15 protein-coding genes and 1 riboswitch are annotated in these 17,918 nt (G+C 66.3%); of the genes, 14 read left to right on the top strand and 1 reads right to left on the bottom strand.

The features are described 5' to 3' along the window. The first annotated feature begins 51 nt into the window (after positions 1-51). Genes V1261_RS02235 through V1261_RS02205 form a run of 7 tightly spaced genes read left to right on the top strand, consistent with a single transcriptional unit; the run spans position 52 to position 8,169 of the window. Positions 52-813 carry a TetR/AcrR family transcriptional regulator gene (locus tag V1261_RS02235; RefSeq protein ID WP_329769789.1) on the top strand — a complete coding sequence of 254 codons (762 nt, stop codon included), beginning with the start codon at positions 52-54 and terminating at the stop codon, positions 811-813. Next, positions 806-2,275: an efflux transporter outer membrane subunit gene (locus V1261_RS02230; RefSeq protein ID WP_329769788.1), complete on the top strand. Its 1,470-nt coding sequence runs from the start codon at positions 806-808 to the stop codon at positions 2,273-2,275. The genes V1261_RS02235 and V1261_RS02230 overlap by 8 nt, the downstream gene beginning before the upstream one ends. Further along, positions 2,272-3,426: an efflux RND transporter periplasmic adaptor subunit gene (locus V1261_RS02225; RefSeq protein ID WP_329769787.1), complete on the top strand. Its 1,155-nt coding sequence runs from the start codon at positions 2,272-2,274 to the stop codon at positions 3,424-3,426. Before V1261_RS02230 ends, V1261_RS02225 begins: the two co-directional genes overlap by 4 nt. A 15-nt stretch (positions 3,427-3,441) precedes the next feature. After that, a complete protein-coding gene (locus V1261_RS02220) occupies positions 3,442-6,546 on the top strand; it encodes an efflux RND transporter permease subunit (protein ID WP_329769786.1) in 3,105 nt (1,034 codons plus the stop codon). 2 nt (positions 6,547-6,548) lie between these two features. After that, positions 6,549-6,899 carry a DUF3147 family protein gene (locus V1261_RS02215; RefSeq protein WP_329769785.1) on the top strand — a complete coding sequence of 117 codons (351 nt, stop codon included), beginning with the start codon at positions 6,549-6,551 and terminating at the stop codon, positions 6,897-6,899. Positions 6,900-6,950: 51 nt separating this feature from the next. Then, positions 6,951-7,649: a metallophosphoesterase gene (locus V1261_RS02210; protein WP_329769784.1), complete on the top strand. Its 699-nt coding sequence runs from the start codon at positions 6,951-6,953 to the stop codon at positions 7,647-7,649. Between the two features lie 55 nt (positions 7,650-7,704). Then, on the top strand, positions 7,705-8,169 hold the full coding sequence (locus V1261_RS02205; RefSeq protein ID WP_329769783.1) for a MaoC family dehydratase: 465 nt from the start codon (positions 7,705-7,707) through the stop codon (positions 8,167-8,169). 52 nt (positions 8,170-8,221) lie between these two features. On the opposite strand, the gene purB is transcribed toward V1261_RS02205, so the two are convergent. Beyond that, complete coding sequence (gene purB / locus V1261_RS02200; protein ID WP_329769782.1) at positions 8,222-9,619, bottom strand: adenylosuccinate lyase; 1,398 nt, start codon at positions 9,617-9,619, stop codon at positions 8,222-8,224. A gap of 134 nt (positions 9,620-9,753) precedes the next feature. Here purB and V1261_RS02195 point away from each other — a divergent pair, with 134 nt between their 5' ends. The 7 genes from V1261_RS02195 (at position 9,754) to V1261_RS02165 (ending at position 17,902) form a co-directional block, all read left to right on the top strand. Beyond that, entirely contained in the window at positions 9,754-10,368 is a 615-nt protein-coding gene (locus V1261_RS02195; RefSeq protein ID WP_329769781.1) for a glutathione S-transferase family protein, read from the top strand. 93 nt (positions 10,369-10,461) lie between these two features. Continuing rightward, entirely contained in the window at positions 10,462-10,743 is a 282-nt protein-coding gene (locus V1261_RS02190; RefSeq protein WP_329769780.1) for a FeoA family protein, read from the top strand. After that, on the top strand, positions 10,733-12,610 hold the full coding sequence (feoB, locus tag V1261_RS02185; RefSeq protein WP_329769826.1) for a ferrous iron transport protein B: 1,878 nt from the start codon (positions 10,733-10,735) through the stop codon (positions 12,608-12,610). The genes V1261_RS02190 and feoB overlap by 11 nt, the downstream gene beginning before the upstream one ends. 14 nt (positions 12,611-12,624) lie before the next feature. After that, entirely contained in the window at positions 12,625-12,807 is a 183-nt protein-coding gene (locus tag V1261_RS02180) for a hypothetical protein (RefSeq protein ID WP_329769779.1), read from the top strand. Positions 12,808-12,817: 10 nt separating this feature from the next. Then, positions 12,818-13,022, top strand: a riboswitch (cobalamin riboswitch). 212 nt (positions 13,023-13,234) lie between these two features. Further along, on the top strand, positions 13,235-15,991 hold the full coding sequence (locus V1261_RS02175; protein ID WP_329769778.1) for a ribonucleoside-diphosphate reductase subunit alpha: 2,757 nt from the start codon (positions 13,235-13,237) through the stop codon (positions 15,989-15,991). An 11-nt stretch (positions 15,992-16,002) separates the two neighbouring features. Beyond that, a complete protein-coding gene (locus V1261_RS02170) occupies positions 16,003-17,148 on the top strand; it encodes a ribonucleotide-diphosphate reductase subunit beta (protein ID WP_329769777.1) in 1,146 nt (381 codons plus the stop codon). A gap of 64 nt (positions 17,149-17,212) precedes the next feature. Next, positions 17,213-17,902: a YjbE family putative metal transport protein gene (locus tag V1261_RS02165; protein ID WP_329769776.1), complete on the top strand. Its 690-nt coding sequence runs from the start codon at positions 17,213-17,215 to the stop codon at positions 17,900-17,902. The last annotated feature ends 16 nt before the right edge of the window (positions 17,903-17,918 follow it).

Here is a 17,918-nt window from a genome sequence, read left to right as displayed (position 1 = left end):
CCGGATACAAATCGATTCAATCAAACGATTGAACTGGCGTACCATCCGGCCATGCAACCCGAACATCCCGCGGCGATGGCATCGCCACAACGTGCCGACAGCCAGCAGTCGCGTGAGCGTCTGCTGCAGACGGCATTGCGCCTGTTCGCCGAACAGGGCTTCAGCAAGACCTCCACGCGCGCCATTGCGCAGGCGGCTGGCGTGAATATTTCCGCCATCAGCTACTACTTTGGCGACAAGCAGGGCCTGTACCGCAGCGCCTTTCTCGAACCCATGGTGCTGCTCGGCGAAGGTCCGCAGACCCAGGCGGCGGTACTGGACCCGGCGCTGACGCTGCAGCAGGCGCTGCGCCAGATGTACTGGCAGCGACTCAACGTGTTGCAGCAGGACGAGCTGGTGCAGTGCTGCGTGCGCCTGCATATCCGCGAAATGCTGGAGCCGACCGGCTTGCGCCAGTACGAGATCGATACCCAAATCCGGCCTTCGCACCAGGCGCTGTGGGAGCTGATCTGCCGCCACCTGGGCCTGGCCGATGTCGATACCGGCATCCAGCGCCTGACGCTGACGCTGATCGGCATGACGCTGCACTACATCGCGATGCAGGACGTGACGCAATCGGTCTGCCCGCAAGTGCTGCAACAGCCACAGGCGCTGGAACAGCTGGTGGAGGAGCTGAGCCGCTTTGGCCTGGCCATGGTGCGCGAGGTGGCGCAACAGCGCGGTCTGCCGCTGGACGAGCAGGCCAGCCTGCCGGCCTGGACCGTGGCCACGCCGCCCGACTGGGTGCTGGAGCTGGAGCCGTCCGATGCCTGAATTGCACCCGGTGGCAGCACCATCCCGACCGCTGCGCTGGCTGGCGCTGGCCTTGCCGCTGGCACTGGCTGCCTGCCAGAGCCTGCCACCGCGCCAGACCGAGGCGCCAGCCCCCACGCACTGGCGCGCACCCGCACCGATGCAGCTGCCGCATGGTGGCAGCACGCCCCAGTTGCTGTCATGGTGGCAGGACTGGGACGATCCGGTGCTGCTGCAGCTGGTGCAATCGGCGCAGCAGGCCAGCCCGACATTGGCGCAGGCAGCGGCGCGCATCGCCCAGGCACGTGCCACGGCGGTGGGCGCACGCGCCAGCCAGCTGCCGGCGCTGGACGGCCAGGCCGGCGTGCAGCGCGGCACCTTCAGCAGCGGCATGCCGACGGCCGATATGCCGATCGCCACCAGCAGCCAGGCCGGCCTGCAGGCGCGCTGGGAAATCGACCTGTTTGGCGGCCTGCGCCATGCCAGCAGCGCGGCGCAGGCTCGGGTCGCCGGTGCCGAGGCGCAATGGCACGAGGCACGCGTCTCGCTGGCGGCCGATGTCGCCAACCAGTACTTTGCCCTGCGCAGCTGCCAGGGCCAGCTCGATACCGCCCGGCGCGATGCCACATCGCGCCGGGATACGGAACGGCTGACCGGTGATCTGGCACGTGCCGGCTTCAGTGCGCCCGCCACGCACGCGCTGACACAGGCCGGTGCCGCCCAGGCGGCCACCCGCGTGACCGAGGTGCAGGCGCAATGCACGGTGGTACGCAAGGCGCTGGTGGCGCTGACCGCGCTTGATGAAGACACGCTGCAACAGCAGCTTGATGCGCCACGCCGTGGCCGCGCGCCCTGGCTGCAGCTGGACAGCGTACCGGCACGCGTGCTGGAGCAGCGGCCGGACGTCTATGCCGCCGCGCAGGCGGTGGCGGCCGCCAGTGACGATGTCGGCCAGGCCGAGGCGCAGCGCTATCCGCGCCTGGGCCTGAGCGGCAACATCATGCGCAACCAGATCAGCCTGGGCGGCATGGATGCCGATGCCACGACCTGGAGCATCGGGCCGCTGTCGCTCAGCGTGCCGCTGTTCGACGGTGGCCGGCGCCGCGCCCAGGCCGATGCCGCCCGTGTGGCCTATGAGGCCGCCGCCAGCCAGTACCGTGCCTCCGTGCGGAATGCCGTGCGCGAGGTGGAAACCGCGCTGGTCGAGATCGACAGCGCACGCCAGCGCAGTGCCGGCACCGAGGCTGCACTGGAAGGTTATCGCAAGGCCTTCCGCGCCGCCGATGCGCGCTACCGCGCCGGCATGGGCAGCATGCTCGAACTCGAGGATGCGCGCCGCAACATGCTCGCGGCCGAACAGGCCCGCATCACGCTGAGACAGCAGACCGACAGTGCCTGGGTGGCGCTGTATCGCGCGCTGGGCGGAGGCTGGCAGGCGCCAGCTCCGGTAGCCAGCGCCAGTAGCAAGGGAAGCACTTCATGACACGTCAAAAGACTATCTGGATCCTCATCGCACTGCTGGCCGTGCTGGGCCTGGCCGCATTCTGGTATTGGGGCGGGCGCGACGGCAGCCCTGCCGCCAGCTCTCCGGCATCGGCCTCCGCACGCCCTGCGCTGACGGTGGAAGTGACGCAGCCGGTGCGCGGCAGCGTGCCGCTGACGCTGGGTGTGAGCGGCAATATCGCCGCCTGGCAGGAAGCCGTGATCGGTTCGCAAAGCAACGGCCTGCGCTTGTCCGAGTTGCGCGCCAACGTGGGGGACACGGTGCGCAAGGGCCAGGTGCTGGCGGTGTTTGCCGCCGAAACCGTGCAGGCCGAAGTGCTGCAGGCCCGTGCCGCGCTGCTCGAGGCCGAAGCCCAGGCTGCCGATGCGCGTTCCAACGCCGAGCGCGCACGCAGCATCCAGGACACCGGCGCCCTGAGCCGCCAGCAGATCAACCAGTTCAATACTGCGGCCAAGGCCTCGGCGGCGCGCGTGGAAGCGGCGCGGGCCGCGCTGCGCGCGCAGCAGCTGCGCCAAGGCTATACGCGCGTGCTGGCGCCCGATGACGGCGTGATCTCCTCGCGTACCGCAACGGTTGGCGCCGTGGTGCCGGCCGGCACCGAGCTGTTCCGCATGGTGCGCCAGGGCCGGCTCGAGTGGCGTGCCGAGGTCGTCGGCCAGGATCTGGCAGCGCTGAAGGTGGGTGACAGCGCCACGGTGGACCTGCCGGATGGCCGGCAGCTGGCCGGCACGGTGCGCAGCATTGCACCCACGCTGGACACGGCGCGCCGCATCGCCATCGTCTATGTCGATCTGCCCGGCGCGCAGCAGCAGGGTGCCAAGGCCGGCATGTACCTGAGCGGACGTTTTGATCTGGGCCAGGCCGAGGGCTGGATGATCCCGCACAGCGCCGTGGTTTCGCGTGATGGTTTCGATTTCATCTTCGTGCTGGCGGCGGACAGCCGGGTGCAGCAGCACAAGGTCACGCTGGGCGCACGCCAGGGCGATCTGGTGCAGGTGCTCGATGGCGTCGATGGCCAGACCCGGCTGGTGCACAGCGGTGCCGGTTTCCTGATCGATGGCGATCTGGTCAAGGTGGTGGCCACGGCTGCGCCAGTGGCGGTCGCACCGGCCAGCAGCGCCAGTCGCTGATTCCCGGGAGCCGGCATGAACTTTTCTGCGCTGTCGATCCGCAACCCGGTACCGGCGATCCTGCTGTTTGCCCTGCTGAGCCTGGCTGGCCTGATCGCCTTCAAGAGCAACAAGATCCAGGATTTTCCGGACATCCAGCTGCCGATCGTGACCGTCACCATCACGCAGCCCGGCGCCGCGCCGGCGCAGCTGGAAACCGAGGTGGCGCGCAAGGTGGAAAACACCGTCGCCACTCTCACCGGCATCAAGAACATCTACACCACGGTGATTGATGGCACCTCCAGCACGGTAGTCGAGTTCGAGCTGGAAAAGAACATCACCGATGCCGTGACCGAGACGCGCGATGCGGTGTCGCAGATCCGTTCCGACCTGCCGGGTGATATCCGTGAGCCGGTGGTGAGCAAGCTGTCCACCTCTGGCCGCGTGGTCGAGATCTACAGCGTGCGGCTCAAGCCCGGTGCCGGCTGGGACGAGGAGCAGCTCAGCTGGTACGTGGACAATACGCTCAACAAGCGCATGCTGGGCGTCAAGGGCGTGGGTGCGGTCAAGCGCATTGGCGGCGTGCACCGCGAGGTACAGCTGCTGCTACAGCCCGATCGCATGCAGGCGCTGGGCGTGACGGCGGCTGATGTCTCGCGCCAGCTCAGCCAGGTGCAGCAGGATCCGCCCAGCGGCCGTACCGACGTCGGCTCCGGCGAGCAGACCGTGCGCACGCTGTCGGCGGCGCGCAGTGCCGCTGAACTGGCCGAGCTGCGCATCCCGCTGGCGCAGGGCCGCAGCGTGCGCCTGGGCGATGTGGCCGAGGTGCGCGATACCGTGGCCGAGCAGCGCGCCATCGCGCTGGTGGACGGCCAGCAGACCATCGGCCTGGAAGTGTTCCGCTCCAAGGGCGCCAGCGAGGTGGAAGTGGCGCAGGCCATGGCCGCGGTGATGGCGCAGGCGCAGCGCGACCAGCCCGAGTTGGAGATCCGCCGCGTCGTCGACAATGCGCGTCCGGTGCAGGACAACTTCGACGGCAGCATGCAGCTGCTGTACGAGGGCGCGGTGCTGGCGGTGCTGGTGGTCTGGGCCTTTCTGCGCAACTGGCGTGCCACGCTGGTCGCGGCAACGGCGCTGCCCTTGTCCATCATTCCCACCTTCTTCGGCCTGAGCCTGTTCGGCTACACGCTGAACATGGTCACGCTGCTGTCGCTGGCCCTGGTGGTCGGCGTGCTGGTCGACGATGCGATCGTCGAGATCGAGAACATCGAGCGCCACATGGCGATGGGCAAGTCGCCGTTCCAGGCCGCACTTGAAGCCGCCGACGAAATCGGCATGGCGGTGATCGCCACCACTTTTGCGCTGGTCTCGGTGTTCCTGCCGACAGCCTTCATGAGCGGCATTCCCGGCCTGTTCTTTCGCCAGTTCGGCTGGACCGCGGTACTGGCGATCCTGGCTTCGCTGGTGGTGGCGCGGCTGCTGACGCCGATGATGGCGGCCTACCTGCTCAAGCCCGGCCGCCGCCACGCCGAGCCACCCCAGGACGGCCCGGTAATGCGCTTCTACCTGCGGCTGGTGCGCTGGTGCATCACGCACCGCGGCCTGACCATGCTGGCGGCGATGGTCCTGTTTGTCGGCTCGCTGCTGCTGATTCCGCTGCTGCCCACCGGCTTCATGCCGCATGCCGATCGCGGCCAGACCCAGCTCACCATCGAGCTGCCGCCCGGCAGCACGCTGCAGCAGACGCTGCAGGTGGCCGAGCTGACGCGCCAGCGTATCCAGCAGCAGGAAGGCGATCAGCTCGTCAACATCTATTCCTCCATTGGCGGCGGTGGCGCCGGTGACGGCTTCAAGCCCGGTGCCGCGGCCCAGGTGCACCGCGCCGTGCTCACCATCAACACGCTGCACCGCAACGAACGCAAGGACAGCCTGATTGCCATCGAGGGCCGCATCCGCGACATCGTGCGCGAGATTCCGGGCGCGCGCTTCCAGGTCGGCTCAGGCGACATGGGCAGCAAGATGGAACTGGTGCTGCTGGGCGATGACGGTGCCCAGCTCGATCGCGTGGCGCAGGAAGCGGAGCGCCAGTTGCGCACGCTGCAGGGCATTGGCGGCGTTACCTCCAGTGCTTCGCTGGTGCAGCCCGAACTGATCATTCGGCCCGACCATGCGCGCGCCGCCGAGCTAGGCGTCACCGCCAGCGCCATTGCCCAGACCGTGCGCATTGCCACCAGCGGCGATTACGACCAGTACCTGCCCAAGATGAACCTGGACGAGCGCCAGATCCCGATCCGCATCAAGCTGCCGGACGCATACCGCCAGCGCGTGGCCGATATCGAGCAGCTGCTGGTGCCGGCGCGCAACGGCATGGTGCCGCTGCTGGCGGTGGCCCAGGTGGGGCTGGAAAGCGGCCCCTCGGTGATCAACCGCACCAACCGTGAACGCAGCGTCCGCTTGGACATCGAACTCGGCTCGCGCTCGCTGGGCCAGCTCAACGCCGAGGTGCGCACGCTGCCGGTGATGCAGCAGCTGCCGGCCGGCGTGCGCCTGGCCGAACTCGGCGACGCGCAGGAAATGAACGAACTGTTCAACAGCTTCGGCATTGCCATGACGATTGGCGTGCTCTGCATCTACGGCGTGCTGGTGCTGCTGTTCCGTGATTTCATGCAGCCGATCACGATCCTGGCGGCGCTGCCGCTGGCGATTGGCGGTGCCTTTGTCGCCATACTGCTGGCCGGCAAGGCGCTCACCATGCCGGCCATGATCGGCCTGATCATGCTGATGGGCATCGTCACCAAGAACTCGATCCTGCTGGTCGACTACGCCATCATGGCGCGCCGCGAGGGCATGAGCCGCTTCGATGCGCTGATCGACGCCTGCCACAAGCGCAGCCGCCCGATCATCATGACCACGCTGGCGATGGGTGCCGGCATGACACCGCTGGCACTCGGCATGGGTGCCGCCGACCCAAGCTTCCGCTCGCCGATGGCTGTGGCCGTGATCGGTGGCCTGGTTACTTCCACGCTGCTGAGCCTGCTGGTGGTGCCGGCGTTCTACACCTGGATCGATGACCTGGAGCACTGGCTCGGCCGCCTGCTGAAGCGCCGCCAGCACGCCATGCCGTCTTCTGCCGAGAGCTGACCATGCTGACCCTGACCATCAAGACCCTGCTCAGTGCCATCCTCATCGTGGCGATTGCCGAACTGGGCAAGCGCAGCAGCTTCTGGGGCGCGGCGCTGGCTTCGCTGCCGCTGACATCGCTGCTGGCCATGGTCTGGATGTACCTCGATACACGCGATACGGAGCAGATCGCCGCTACCGCCGGCAGCATCTTCTGGCTGGTGATTCCCTCGCTGCTGCTGTTCGTGCTGCTGCCGCTGCTGCTGCGTGCCGGCTGGAATTTCTGGCTGGCACTGCTGCTGTCCAGCGTGGCCACGGCGCTGGCCTATGCGCTGATGGTCTGGCTGCTGCCGCGCTTTGGCATCACGCTGTAATCGCCGGGCGAACATGCGACCGTCACGCCGCTGCGCTACGATAGCGGCATCATGCCAACTTCTTCCTATGTCACGCATGCCCGCAACACGCGCGGGCGCGATTTTGCCGTGGGCGATATCCACGGCTGTTTCAACCGGCTGCAGCAGCTGCTGGACGGCATCGGCTTCGACCGCGCTACCGACCGGCTGTTTTCCCTGGGCGACCTGGTGAACCGCGGGCCGGATTCGCAGCAGGTGCTGCACTGGCTGGACCAGCCCTGGTTCCACGCCATTTCCGGCAACCACGATTTCATGATCTGGCGCGATGGCCTGGGCGATCCCTTTCCCTCGGTCGATCACCGCCTGCATGGTGGTAGCTGGTTCGCCGGGCTGCCTGCGGCCGAGCGCCGTGCCATTGCCGAACGCCTGCAGCAGCTGCCCATCGTGGCCGAGGTGGACACCGCCGACGGCCCGGTCGGCCTGCTGCACGCCGAATGTCCGCACAACGACTGGCAGCACCTGCGCGACCGTCCGCTTGGCGACGATGAGCTGCATACCTGCCTGTGGGCACGCTGGCGCATCCGCCAGGGCGATACCAGCGTGATCGAGAACATTCGCGCCGTGGCGCACGGCCACAACACGATTGGCGCGGCGCGCGTGCTGGGCAACCGCTACTACCTTGATACCGGCGGCTGGATGGACGGGCGCGGCCACTTCAGCCTGCTGCAGTTGGATACGCTGGAACTGCAGCGCTGGCCACGCACCGACTAAGGCGGCACACCGCGGGAAGTCTTAAGATGGCGGCACAACGACATCAGGAGACCCCATGGACAACACCCGCTACCTCGACGACCTGCAGACCGGTCAGACCTTCCGCACCGCCGGCTACAGCCTGACCGAAGCCGACATCATCGACTTTGCCTGGCGCTACGATCCGCAGCCCTTCCATCTGGACCTGAACGCGGCCGCGCAGTCGCCCTATGGCGGGCTGATCGCCAGCGGCTTCCAGAGCCTGCTGCTGTGCTTCCGCCTGTTCATCCAGACCGGCGTCTTCCATACTTCCAGTATCGGCTCGCCCGGCATTGACGAGCTGCGCTGGTACGCGCCGGTGCGCCCGGGCGACACGCTGCACGGCGTGATCGAGGTACTGGAAGTGCTGCCCTCGCGCTCCAAGCCGGATCGCGGCATTGCGCGCCTGCAGTACAAGGGCATCAACCAGCGTGGCGAAGAGGTGCTGGGCTTCCAGATCAAGCACCTGCTGCTGCGCCGCCCTGACGCCGCCAGCGCATGAAAAAAGCCACCAGCCCGAAGGCATGGTGGCTTGATCGTGCGGCGCAGAGGGATCAGGCGCGGCGGGCCAGCTCGGCGGCCTTGCCCACGTAGGAGCCCGGCGTCATCGCCAGCAGGCGTTCCTTTTCGGATTCCGGAATCTCCAGGCCGCGGATCAGATGGTGCAGGTCAGCTGCCTGCACGGTCTTGCCGCGCGTGACTTCCTTGAGCTTCTCGTAGGCGCCCTGCACGCCATAGCGGCGCATCACGGTCTGGATCGGCTCGGCCAGCACTTCCCAGGCGTGGTCCAGGTCTTCGGCCAGGCGTTCTTCATTGAGTTGCAGCTTGCCCAGGCCGGTCTGCAGCGACTGGTGCGCCAGGATGGCGTAGCCCAGTGCCACGCCCATGTTGCGCAGCACGGTGGAGTCGGTCAGGTCACGCTGCCAGCGGCTGATCGGCAGCTTCTCGCTCAGGTGGCGCAGCAGGGCGTTGGCCAGGCCCAGGTTGCCTTCGGCGTTCTCGAAGTCGATCGGGTTGACCTTGTGCGGCATGGTGGAGGAGCCGATCTCGCCTTCCTTGAGCTTCTGCTTGAAGTAGCCGAAGCTGATGTAGCCCCAGACGTCGCGCGAGAAGTCGATCAGGATGGTGTTGCTGCGCGCCACGGCGTCGAACAGCTCGGCCATGTAGTCGTGCGGCTCGATCTGGATGCTGTAGGGCTGGAAAGTCAGGCCCAGGCCGAGCGGCTCGGGCGTCTCGACCACGTTCTTGCTGAAGGCTTCCCAGTCGATATCCGGGGCGGCGCTCAGGTGGGCGTTGTAGTTGCCGACGGCGCCGTTCATCTTGGCCATCAACGGCACGGCGGCAATCGCCTGGCGCGTCTTGTCCAGGCGTACCAGCACGTTGGCGATTTCCTTGCCGACGGTGGTCGGGCTGGCGGTCTGGCCGTGCGTGCGGCTCAGCATCGGCACTTCGGCAAACTTCTGCGCCATGTCGCGCAGGGTGTTGCAGATCGCGTCCAGGCCCGGCAGCAGCACCTGGTCGCGGCAGGCCTTGAGTTGCAGCGCGTGGCTGGTGTTGTTGATGTCTTCGCTGGTGCAGGAGAAGTGCACGAATTCGGAGGCGCTTTCCAGCTCGGGGCGGCCATCGAACTTGCCCTTGATCCAGTACTCGACCGCCTTCACGTCGTGGTTGGTGGTCTTCTCGATGTCCTTGATGGCGCGTGCGTCATCGACGGAGAAGTCCTTCACCAGATCCAGCAGGTACTTGCGTGCACCGGCCGTCAGGGGTTTGAACTGTTCCATGCCGGCATCGCTCAGCGCGATGAACCAGGCCACTTCCACCTGCACGCGGGCGCGCATGTAGCCGTATTCGCTCATGCTGGAGCGCAGGGGACGGAGCTTGGCGGCATAACGCCCATCGAGGGGTGATACCGCGGTGACGGGGGAGAGGTCGAGTGATTGCATGTCGTCCATTTTACGGCGTCCGGCTGTTTTTGTTGCAGTGCAGCATGAAGGGGTCAAATTCCAGTGGTGGATAAGCGACATCTCCCTGCTGGGGCTAGAATAGTACACCGTTTCACTTGGCCATATGTCGGCCGTCCTGTCACATGAAACTCATCGGATCCCTGGCCAGCCCTTACGTACGCAAGGTACGCGTGGTGCTGGCCGAAAAAATGCTGCCTTACGAGTTCGAGCTCGAAAACGTCTGGCTGGCCGATACGTCCATCGGGGAGCACAACCCGTTGCGCAAGATTCCGGTGCTGCTGCTCAAGACGGGTGAAGCGGTCTACGATTCGCGCGTGATCTGCCATTACCTGGACACGCTCAGCCCGGTCTGCAAGCTGCTGCCCTCCGAGGAGCGCGAGCGCCTGCAGGTACGCTGCTGGGAAGCCCTGACCGATGGCGTGCTCGACGCTGCCATCCTGGCGCGCCTGGAAAACATCTTCTCCGGCCGCAGCGAGGCACAGCGCTGCCAGGCCTGGATCGATCACCAGCTGCTCAAGGTCGATGCCGGCCTGGCTGAAATGAGCCGCCTGCTGGGAGATCGCCCGTTCTGCTACGGCAACCAGTTCTCGCTGGCCGATATCGCCGTTGGCTGCACGCTGGGCTGGCTGGATTTGCGCTTCCCCGAGATCGACTGGCGCAGCCGCCACGCCAACCTGGCCGAACTGCAGTCCCGCCTGGAGCAGCGCCAGAGCTTTATCGACACCGTCCCGGCCTGAATCCATCGGCCTTAGCTGCCACGGGCTTGATCCGCATCAAGACTTGAATTCGGTTGTCGATTATCATTCTCATCTGATAATCGACACACCACCATGTCCTCCTCCCCCGAACCCGACCTGCCCCTGTCCGAGCTGACAACCGGACGCTGGGCGACCGTGCGCGGCGTGCTGCCCGATGCGCAGGGCCGCGAAGACGAACTCATGCTGCGCCTGATGGAAATCGGTTTCGTGCCGGGCGAGCAGGTGCGCATCACCGCCGCCGGCTGGCCGGGCCGTGAACCGCTGGCGGTGCGTGTCGGCCACACCACCTTTGCGCTGCGCCGTTACGAGGCCGAGCGCATCCGCGTGGCGGCAGGAGCTGATGATGCCCGCTGAGCGCATCGCAGCGGCTACGCTGCCGCAGCGCGTGGCGCTGCTTGGCAACCCGAATTGCGGCAAGACCGCGCTGTTCAACCTGCTCACCGGCAGCCGCCAGAAAGTCGCCAACTACGCCGGCGTCACGGTGGAGCGCAAGGAGGGTATCGCGCTCACGCCGCAAGGCCGCAGCGTGTTCGTGCTGGACCTGCCCGGTACCTACAGCCTGCACGCCGCCTCGGCTGATGAAGCCGTCACGCGCGATGTCGTCACCGGCCAAAGCGATGAGCCCTTGCCCGATCTGCTGATCTGCGTCGCCGATGCCACCAACCTGCGCCTGAGCCTGCAGCTGGTGCTGCAGGCACGCCAGCTCGGCCTGCCGATGCTGCTGGTGCTCAACCTGTCCGACATGCTGGTGCGAAGCGGCATCGAGATCGACCATGCCGCCTTGTCGCGTGAACTCGGCATCCCGGTGGTGTATGCCGTAGGCGTGCAGGCCGGCGGCGCGCACGAGATCCTGGCTGCGCTGGACCAGCCGCTGCCGCCAGTTCCTGTGGCCAGGGCAGCGGCAGAATCCGGCGCGCATGGCGTGCTCGCGCTGCAGGCCGAGGTGCGCCGGCTGATGGATATCTCGGTGCGCTCGCACACGCGCAAGCTGGAGCTGACCGACCGGCTGGATCGCGTGGTGCTGCACCCGGTGACCGGACCGCTGCTGCTGGCGCTGATCCTGTTCCTGGTGTTCCAGGCGGTGTTCAGCTGGGCCGCCTGGCCGATGGAGCTGATCCTGGCCGGTACCGAGGCGCTCGGCAGCTGGATCCATGCCAGCCTGCCGGACGGTGCCTTGCGCAGCCTGCTGGCCGATGGCGTGATTGCCGGTGCCGGCGGCGTGCTGGTGTTCCTGCCGCAGATCTTGTTCCTGTTCCTGTTTATCCTGGCGCTGGAAGATTCCGGCTACCTGCCGCGTGCCGCCTTCCTGCTCGATCGTCTCATGGGCAAGGTCGGCCTGTCCGGGCGCTCCTTCATCCCGCTGCTGTCCAGCTTTGCTTGTGCCGTGCCCGGCATCATGGCCACGCGCACCATCGGCAACTGGCGTGATCGCCTGGTCACCATCATGATTGCCCCGCTGATGACCTGCTCGGCACGGCTGCCGGTGTACACGCTGCTGATCGCCGCCTTCATCCCGACGCGCAAGGTGCTGGGCCTGTTCAACCTGCAGGGGCTGGTGCTGTTCGGGCTCTACCTGTTCGGCATTGTCTCGGCCATGCTGGTGGCCTGGATCGCCAAGCGCTGGCGCAGCCGGCAGGATTTTTCACCGCTGCTGATGGAATTGCCGGCCTACCGCTGGCCGAATCTGCGCAACCTGCTGCTGGGACTGCAGGAGCGCGCCTGGATTTTCCTGCGTCGAGTCGGCACCATCATCCTGGCGATGAGCATCGTGCTCTGGTTCCTGTCCAGCTACCCGGCACCGCCGCCCGGGGCCACGGCTCCGGCGATCGAATATAGCCTGGCCGGCATGCTCGGTCGCGGGCTGGAGCTGCTGTTTGCGCCCATCGGCTTCAACTGGCAGATCAGCATCGCCCTGGTGCCGGGCATGGCCGCGCGCGAGGTCGTGGTGGGGGCGCTGGGCACAGTCTATGCCCTGTCCGGCAGCGAGGAGGGCGTGAGCGCCCAGCTGCAGACGCTGCTGGCCGGCCAGTGGTCGCTGGCGACCGGCCTGTCGCTGCTGGTCTGGTTCGTGTTTGCGCCGCAGTGCCTGTCCACGCTGGCCATGGTGCGCCGCGAGACGCACGGCTGGAAGCATGTCTGGATCATGCTGGCCTACATGTTCGCGCTGGCCTATGCCGCCAGCTACATCACCTACCGTCTGGCCCTGGCGCTGGGCGGCTGACCGGAGGATTCGCCATGTGGCAAGACCTGATCGTGGGCGTGATTGTCGTGCTGGCGGCGCTCTACGCCGTCTGGCGACTGATGCCCGGGCGCTGGCGCGAGCGTCTGGGTGGCCAGGCTGGTGGCTGTGGCAGCAGTACCAGCAGCGCCTGCGGCCAATGCCCGCACAAGCGATCGGGTGGTGGCAGCTGCCACTGAGCCTGCTGTGCTAGACTGTCCTGATCGTCGGTTCCCGTTGCGTCGCAACGGGTGAAAATGGGAATACCGTGCCGGGTCTTGCACCCGAATTCGGTAACTGCCCCCGCAGCTGTAATCGGTTTGCGTTGTCCGCTCATGCCACTGGATGCGTCCGGGAAGGCAGGTCAACGCGTCAGGCCGTGAGTCAGAAGACCTGCCGCGATACCAAGCTTTTTTCCATTGGGGCGGGGTGTCCCTGACATGAGGCCGATCATGCATGTATTCCTTGCTGCCTTCTGTTGCCCGGCGTGCGCGCCGGAGATGCCTGTCTGCGCCTGCCGATGCGGAGACCGGGCATGCCAGCCAGCCTGACTTCCTGTTCCGCGTTCCCGGCAGCCGCTGACCTGCGTCGGATGCCCTGTCCTGCATTTCCAGCGGGAGCCCGAGCATGCTGAACGAACAACGTACCCTGTCCATAGCCGCGATGCAGGTGATCCGGCGCAACGGCGATGTGGTCGCCTTCCAGCCCGACAAGATCGCCGTGGCGCTGACCAAGGCCTTTCTGGCGGTGGAAGGCAGCCAGGGCAGCGCCTCCTCGCGCATCCGTGACCTGGTGGCGCAACTGACCGATACCGTGGTGCGCTCGCTCACGCGGCGCCTGCCCGATGGCGGCACGGTACACATCGAGAACATCCAGGACCAGGTCGAACTGGCGCTGATGCGTTCCGGCGAGCACGATGTGGCACGCGCCTATGTGCTCTACCGCGAACGCCGCGCTGCCGAACGTGCGGCGCAGGCTGGCAGCGAAGCCGTGCCGCTGCTGCATGTGCTGGTGCAGGGCGAGCGCCAGCCGCTTGATACCGCCGCGCTGCTGGCGCAGTGCGAAGCTGCCTGCCATGGCCTGGGCGAGGGCGTTTCGGCGCAGCGCATCCTGGAGCAGGCGCTGCAGAACCTGTACGACGGCATCCCGCAGGCTGATGTGCAGCAGGCGCTGATCCTGGCCGCACGTACCCTGATCGAGCAGGACCCGGATTACGACTTTGCCACGGCGCGCCTGCTGTTGGCGCAGCTGATTGCAGAGGTGATCGGCGAAGCGGTGCTGCCGCAGGATGCCGCAGCAAGCCAGGCAGGCTACTTTGCACAAGGCATTGCCCGCGGCATTGATGCGCAGCTGCTGGATCCGCGTCTGGCTGATTTCGACCTGGAGCGGCTGGCAGCAGCCTTGCGCTGCGAGCGCGATGGCCAGTTCCGCTACCTGGGCCTGCAAACCCTGTACGACCGCTATTTCCTCCACATCGAGGGTCGCCGCATCGAGACGCCGCAGCTGTTCTTCATGCGCGTGGCGATGGGTCTGGCGCTCAACGAGATCGACCGCGAAGTGCGTGCGCTCGAGTTCTATGAGCTGCTGTCCAGCTTCGACTTCATGTGCTCCACGCCGACGCTGTTCAACAGCGGCACGCGCCATCCGCAGCTGTCATCGTGCTACCTGACCACGGTGGAGGATGACCTCGGCAGCATTTTCGGCTCGATCAGGGACAACGCGCTGCTGCAGAAATTTGCCGGTGGCCTGGGCAATGACTGGACGCCGGTGCGTGCGCTCGGCAGCCGCATCCGCGGCACCAACGGAGAGAGCCAGGGCGTGATCCCTTTCCTCAAGGTGGTGAACGACACCGCCGTAGCGGTCAACCAGGGCGGCAAGCGCAAGGGCGCCGTCTGTGCCTATCTGGAAACCTGGCACCTGGACATCGAGGACTTCCTCGACCTGCGCAAGAACACCGGCGACGAGCGCCGCCGCACGCACGACATGAACACCGCCAACTGGATTCCCGACCTGTTCATGCAGCGCATGCAGGCCGGTGCCGACTGGACGCTGTTCTCGCCGGATGAGGTGCCCGATCTGCACGGGAAGACCGGCCAGGCCTTTGCCGAGGCCTACATCGCCTACGAGGCGCAGGCCGATGCCGGCCAGATCCGCCGGTTCAAGCGCCTGCCGGCACAGCAGCTGTGGCGCAAGATGCTGACCATGCTGTTCGAGACCGGCCATCCCTGGATCACCTTCAAGGATGCCTGCAACCTGCGCTCGCCGCAGCAGCATGCCGGCGTGGTGCACTCGTCCAACCTGTGCACCGAGATCACGCTCAACACCTCCGACAGCGAAACCGCGGTCTGCAACCTGGGCTCGGTCAACCTGCCGGCGCACCTGCGCGATGGCGCGCTGGACCAGGACAAGCTGGCGCGCACCATCCGCACGGCGATGCGCATGCTCGACAACGTGATCGATCTCAACTACTACGCCACGCCCAAGGCGCGCAATGCCAACCTGCGTCATCGCCCGGTCGGGCTGGGCATCATGGGCTTTGCCGATTGCCTGTACACGCTGGGCCTGCCCTATGCCTCGGACGAGGCCGTGGCCTTTGCCGATCGCAGCATGGAAATGGTCTGCTACCAGGCCTATCTGGCCTCGACCGAACTGGCGCGCGAGCGCGGCTGCTATTCCAGCTTCCAGGGTAGCCTGTGGCAGCAGGGCGTGCTGCCGCACGAGTCGATCGCGCTGCTGGAGGCCGGCCGCGGCGAAGCGGTGCTAGTGGACCGTAGCAGCACGCTGGACTGGGAGGCGCTGAAACAGCGCATCGCGCAACATGGCATGCGCAACTCCAATTGCGTGGCGATTGCGCCTACTGCCACCATTTCCAACATCGTCGGCGTCTCGGCCAGCATCGAGCCGGCCTACCAGAACCTGTACGTCAAATCCAATCTGTCGGGCGAGTTCACCGTGGTCAATGCGGCGCTGGTGCAGGACCTGAAGGCGCTCGGCCTGTGGGATGAGGTGATGGTGGATGACCTGAAGTATTTCGATGGTGCACTGGCGCGCATCGAGCGCGTGCCGCAGGATGTGCGCGAGCGTTACGCCACCGCCTTCGAGATTGATCCGGTCTGGCTGGTGGAAGCCGCTGCGCGCCGCCAGAAGTGGATCGACCAGGCGCAATCGCTCAACCTGTACCTGGCGCAGCCCTCTGGTCGCAAGCTGGACGAGCTGTACCGCCTGGCCTGGCAGCGCGGCCTGAAGACCACCTACTACCTGCGCACGCTGGGGGCCAGCCAGGCCGAAAAGACCAGCGTGCCTGATAACGCCAGCCGCAGTGCCAGCACCGGTGGTCCGGCCCTGTGCAGCCTGGACGATCCCGGCTGCGAAGCCTGCCAGTAAGCCTTGATGACATGAGCGAGACCAGCGAGATGACTGCCTTCCGATTCGATGACTGGGAACTGCCGACCCAGACCCCCCCTGCACGCCAGCCCATGCCGGCCACCGCGGCACCTGCACCCGCTACAAGCGCAGCAGCTGCGCCCGCTGCTGCCGTGACTGCCACCCGCGCCAGCGACAAGCGCATCGTCAACGGCCAGGGCGATATCAACCAGCTGGCACCGTTCAAGTACCCTTGGGCCTGGTCCTATTTCCTGATGGCCAACAACAACCACTGGACGCCGCTGGAAATCTCCATGGCGCAGGACGTGCATGACTACCACCACCGCCTGACGCCAGCCGAGCGCCACATCTTCGAGAATGTGCTGGCTTACCTGACCACCTCCGACATCCTCGCCATGCGCAACATCGGCCTGGCCGTGATGGAGAAGATGACTGCGCCCGAGCTGCAGATCTACCAGGCGCGCCAGGTCTACGAAGAGGCGCTGCATACCTGGACCTACCAGCACTGCATCGAGAGCATCGGCCTGGACCAGCAGGAGATTTACAACCGCTACCGCGTGGTGCCGCAGATCCACGGCAAGATCGCCTTGGCGCAGCGCCGGCTCGAGAGCGTGATGGCGTCCGACTTTGACCTGAAGGACCGGGACAATCTGCACACCTTTGCGCTGTCGTACTTCTTCTTTGCCGTGGTGTTCGAGGGCTGCTGGTTCTACAACGGTTTCACGCCGATCTTTGCGCTGCAGCGGCGCGGCCTGATGAAAGGCACGGCCGAGCAGCTGCAGTACATCATGCGCGACGAGGTGCTGCATGCCGGCTTCGGCATCCGCGTGGTGCGCGAGCTGCTGGCCGAAGAGCAGCTGGAACTGGATCCGCAGGCACTGCGCCAGCTCTGGGACGAGGCCGAAGCCGCCGAGCAGGCCTATGCCAGCTACATCCTGCGTGATCCGGTCCTCGGCTACAACGCCGGGCTGCACATGCAGCAGTTCCGCTTTATTGCGAACCGGCGTGCACGCCAGGCCGGCGTCGCCGAGCCGTTTCCCGGGGCCAGCAATGTGCTGCCCTGGCTGGATGAGCAGGCCAATCTGCGCAAGGAAAAGAACTTTTTCGAGACCCGTGTCACCGAATACCAGAGCGGTGCTGCACTGGCCTGGGACTAGGGCGGCGCAGCTTCCCTACAATGGGGCATCGTCCTGACGGTGCTGCGCACCGGAATCCCTGCCCATGGAAGCCTTGTCTGCCGGCTGGTGGCTGTCGCTGCTGGCCATTGTCCTGATCGATCTGGTATTGACCGGCGAGCGCGCCGTGGTCATCGCCGAAGCGGCGCGCCAGCTGCCGCGCCGTGCCTATGGCGGTGCGCTGGCGGCAGGTACCGTGCTGGCGCTGCTGATGCGCGTGCTGATGACGGTCGGCCTGCTCTGGCTGCTGCAGACACCGGGCCTGTTGCTCGCAGGCGGCATCGTGCTGCTGGGCATTGCCTGGCGCACCCAGGCGCGACGCCATCGCGCGCTGATGCTGCCGGAAACGCCGGCCCAGGGCATCTGGGGCACCATGCGCAGCGTCGTCGTTGCCGATGCGCTGATGGGCATGGACAACGTGCTGGCGGTGGCCGGGGCGGCACGCAACACGGTGGATCTGGTGGTGATCGGCCTGCTGCTGACCGTGCCGATGATCGTGTTTGGCAGCCGCCATATTCCGCGCCTGCTGGCCGAGCTGCCACTGCTGCGCACGCTCGGGGCTGCGGTCATGGCGATCACGGCAGGCCAGATGATCGCGAACGAACCCTGGATACTGCGCGACATTTTTGCCGCCAGTCCGCTCTGGTACTGGGGGCTGGTGCTGGGCCTGACGCTGCTGGTGCTGTTGACCGGCTGGCGTCGCAAGCCGAAAACGGTAGTCACCAACAAGAACTGATCCGCAAGGGATCAGT

The organism is Brachymonas sp. J145 (assembly GCF_036312245.1).
GTDB lineage: Bacteria > Pseudomonadota > Gammaproteobacteria > Burkholderiales > Burkholderiaceae_C > Brachymonas > Brachymonas wangyanguii.
Note: the sequence above shows the minus strand (reverse complement) of the source record. Positions and strands in the feature narration are given on the sequence as shown.

Coding starts and splice junctions, on each gene's coding strand:
- V1261_RS02165 (WP_329769776.1), top strand. CDS start 17,213: ATGGAAGCCTTGTCTGCCGGCTGGTGGCTGTCGCTGCTGGCCATTGTC.
- V1261_RS02215 (WP_329769785.1), top strand. CDS start 6,549: ATGCTGACCCTGACCATCAAGACCCTGCTCAGTGCCATCCTCATCGTG.
- V1261_RS02175 (WP_329769778.1), top strand. CDS start 13,235: ATGCTGAACGAACAACGTACCCTGTCCATAGCCGCGATGCAGGTGATC.
- V1261_RS02210 (WP_329769784.1), top strand. CDS start 6,951: ATGCCAACTTCTTCCTATGTCACGCATGCCCGCAACACGCGCGGGCGC.
- V1261_RS02205 (WP_329769783.1), top strand. CDS start 7,705: ATGGACAACACCCGCTACCTCGACGACCTGCAGACCGGTCAGACCTTC.
- V1261_RS02230 (WP_329769788.1), top strand. CDS start 806: ATGCCTGAATTGCACCCGGTGGCAGCACCATCCCGACCGCTGCGCTGG.
- purB (WP_329769782.1), bottom strand. CDS start 9,619: ATGGACGACATGCAATCACTCGACCTCTCCCCCGTCACCGCGGTATCA.
- V1261_RS02170 (WP_329769777.1), top strand. CDS start 16,003: ATGAGCGAGACCAGCGAGATGACTGCCTTCCGATTCGATGACTGGGAA.
- V1261_RS02180 (WP_329769779.1), top strand. CDS start 12,625: ATGTGGCAAGACCTGATCGTGGGCGTGATTGTCGTGCTGGCGGCGCTC.
- V1261_RS02220 (WP_329769786.1), top strand. CDS start 3,442: ATGAACTTTTCTGCGCTGTCGATCCGCAACCCGGTACCGGCGATCCTG.
- V1261_RS02235 (WP_329769789.1), top strand. CDS start 52: ATGCAACCCGAACATCCCGCGGCGATGGCATCGCCACAACGTGCCGAC.
- V1261_RS02225 (WP_329769787.1), top strand. CDS start 2,272: ATGACACGTCAAAAGACTATCTGGATCCTCATCGCACTGCTGGCCGTG.
- feoB (WP_329769826.1), top strand. CDS start 10,733: ATGCCCGCTGAGCGCATCGCAGCGGCTACGCTGCCGCAGCGCGTGGCG.
- V1261_RS02195 (WP_329769781.1), top strand. CDS start 9,754: ATGAAACTCATCGGATCCCTGGCCAGCCCTTACGTACGCAAGGTACGC.
- V1261_RS02190 (WP_329769780.1), top strand. CDS start 10,462: ATGTCCTCCTCCCCCGAACCCGACCTGCCCCTGTCCGAGCTGACAACC.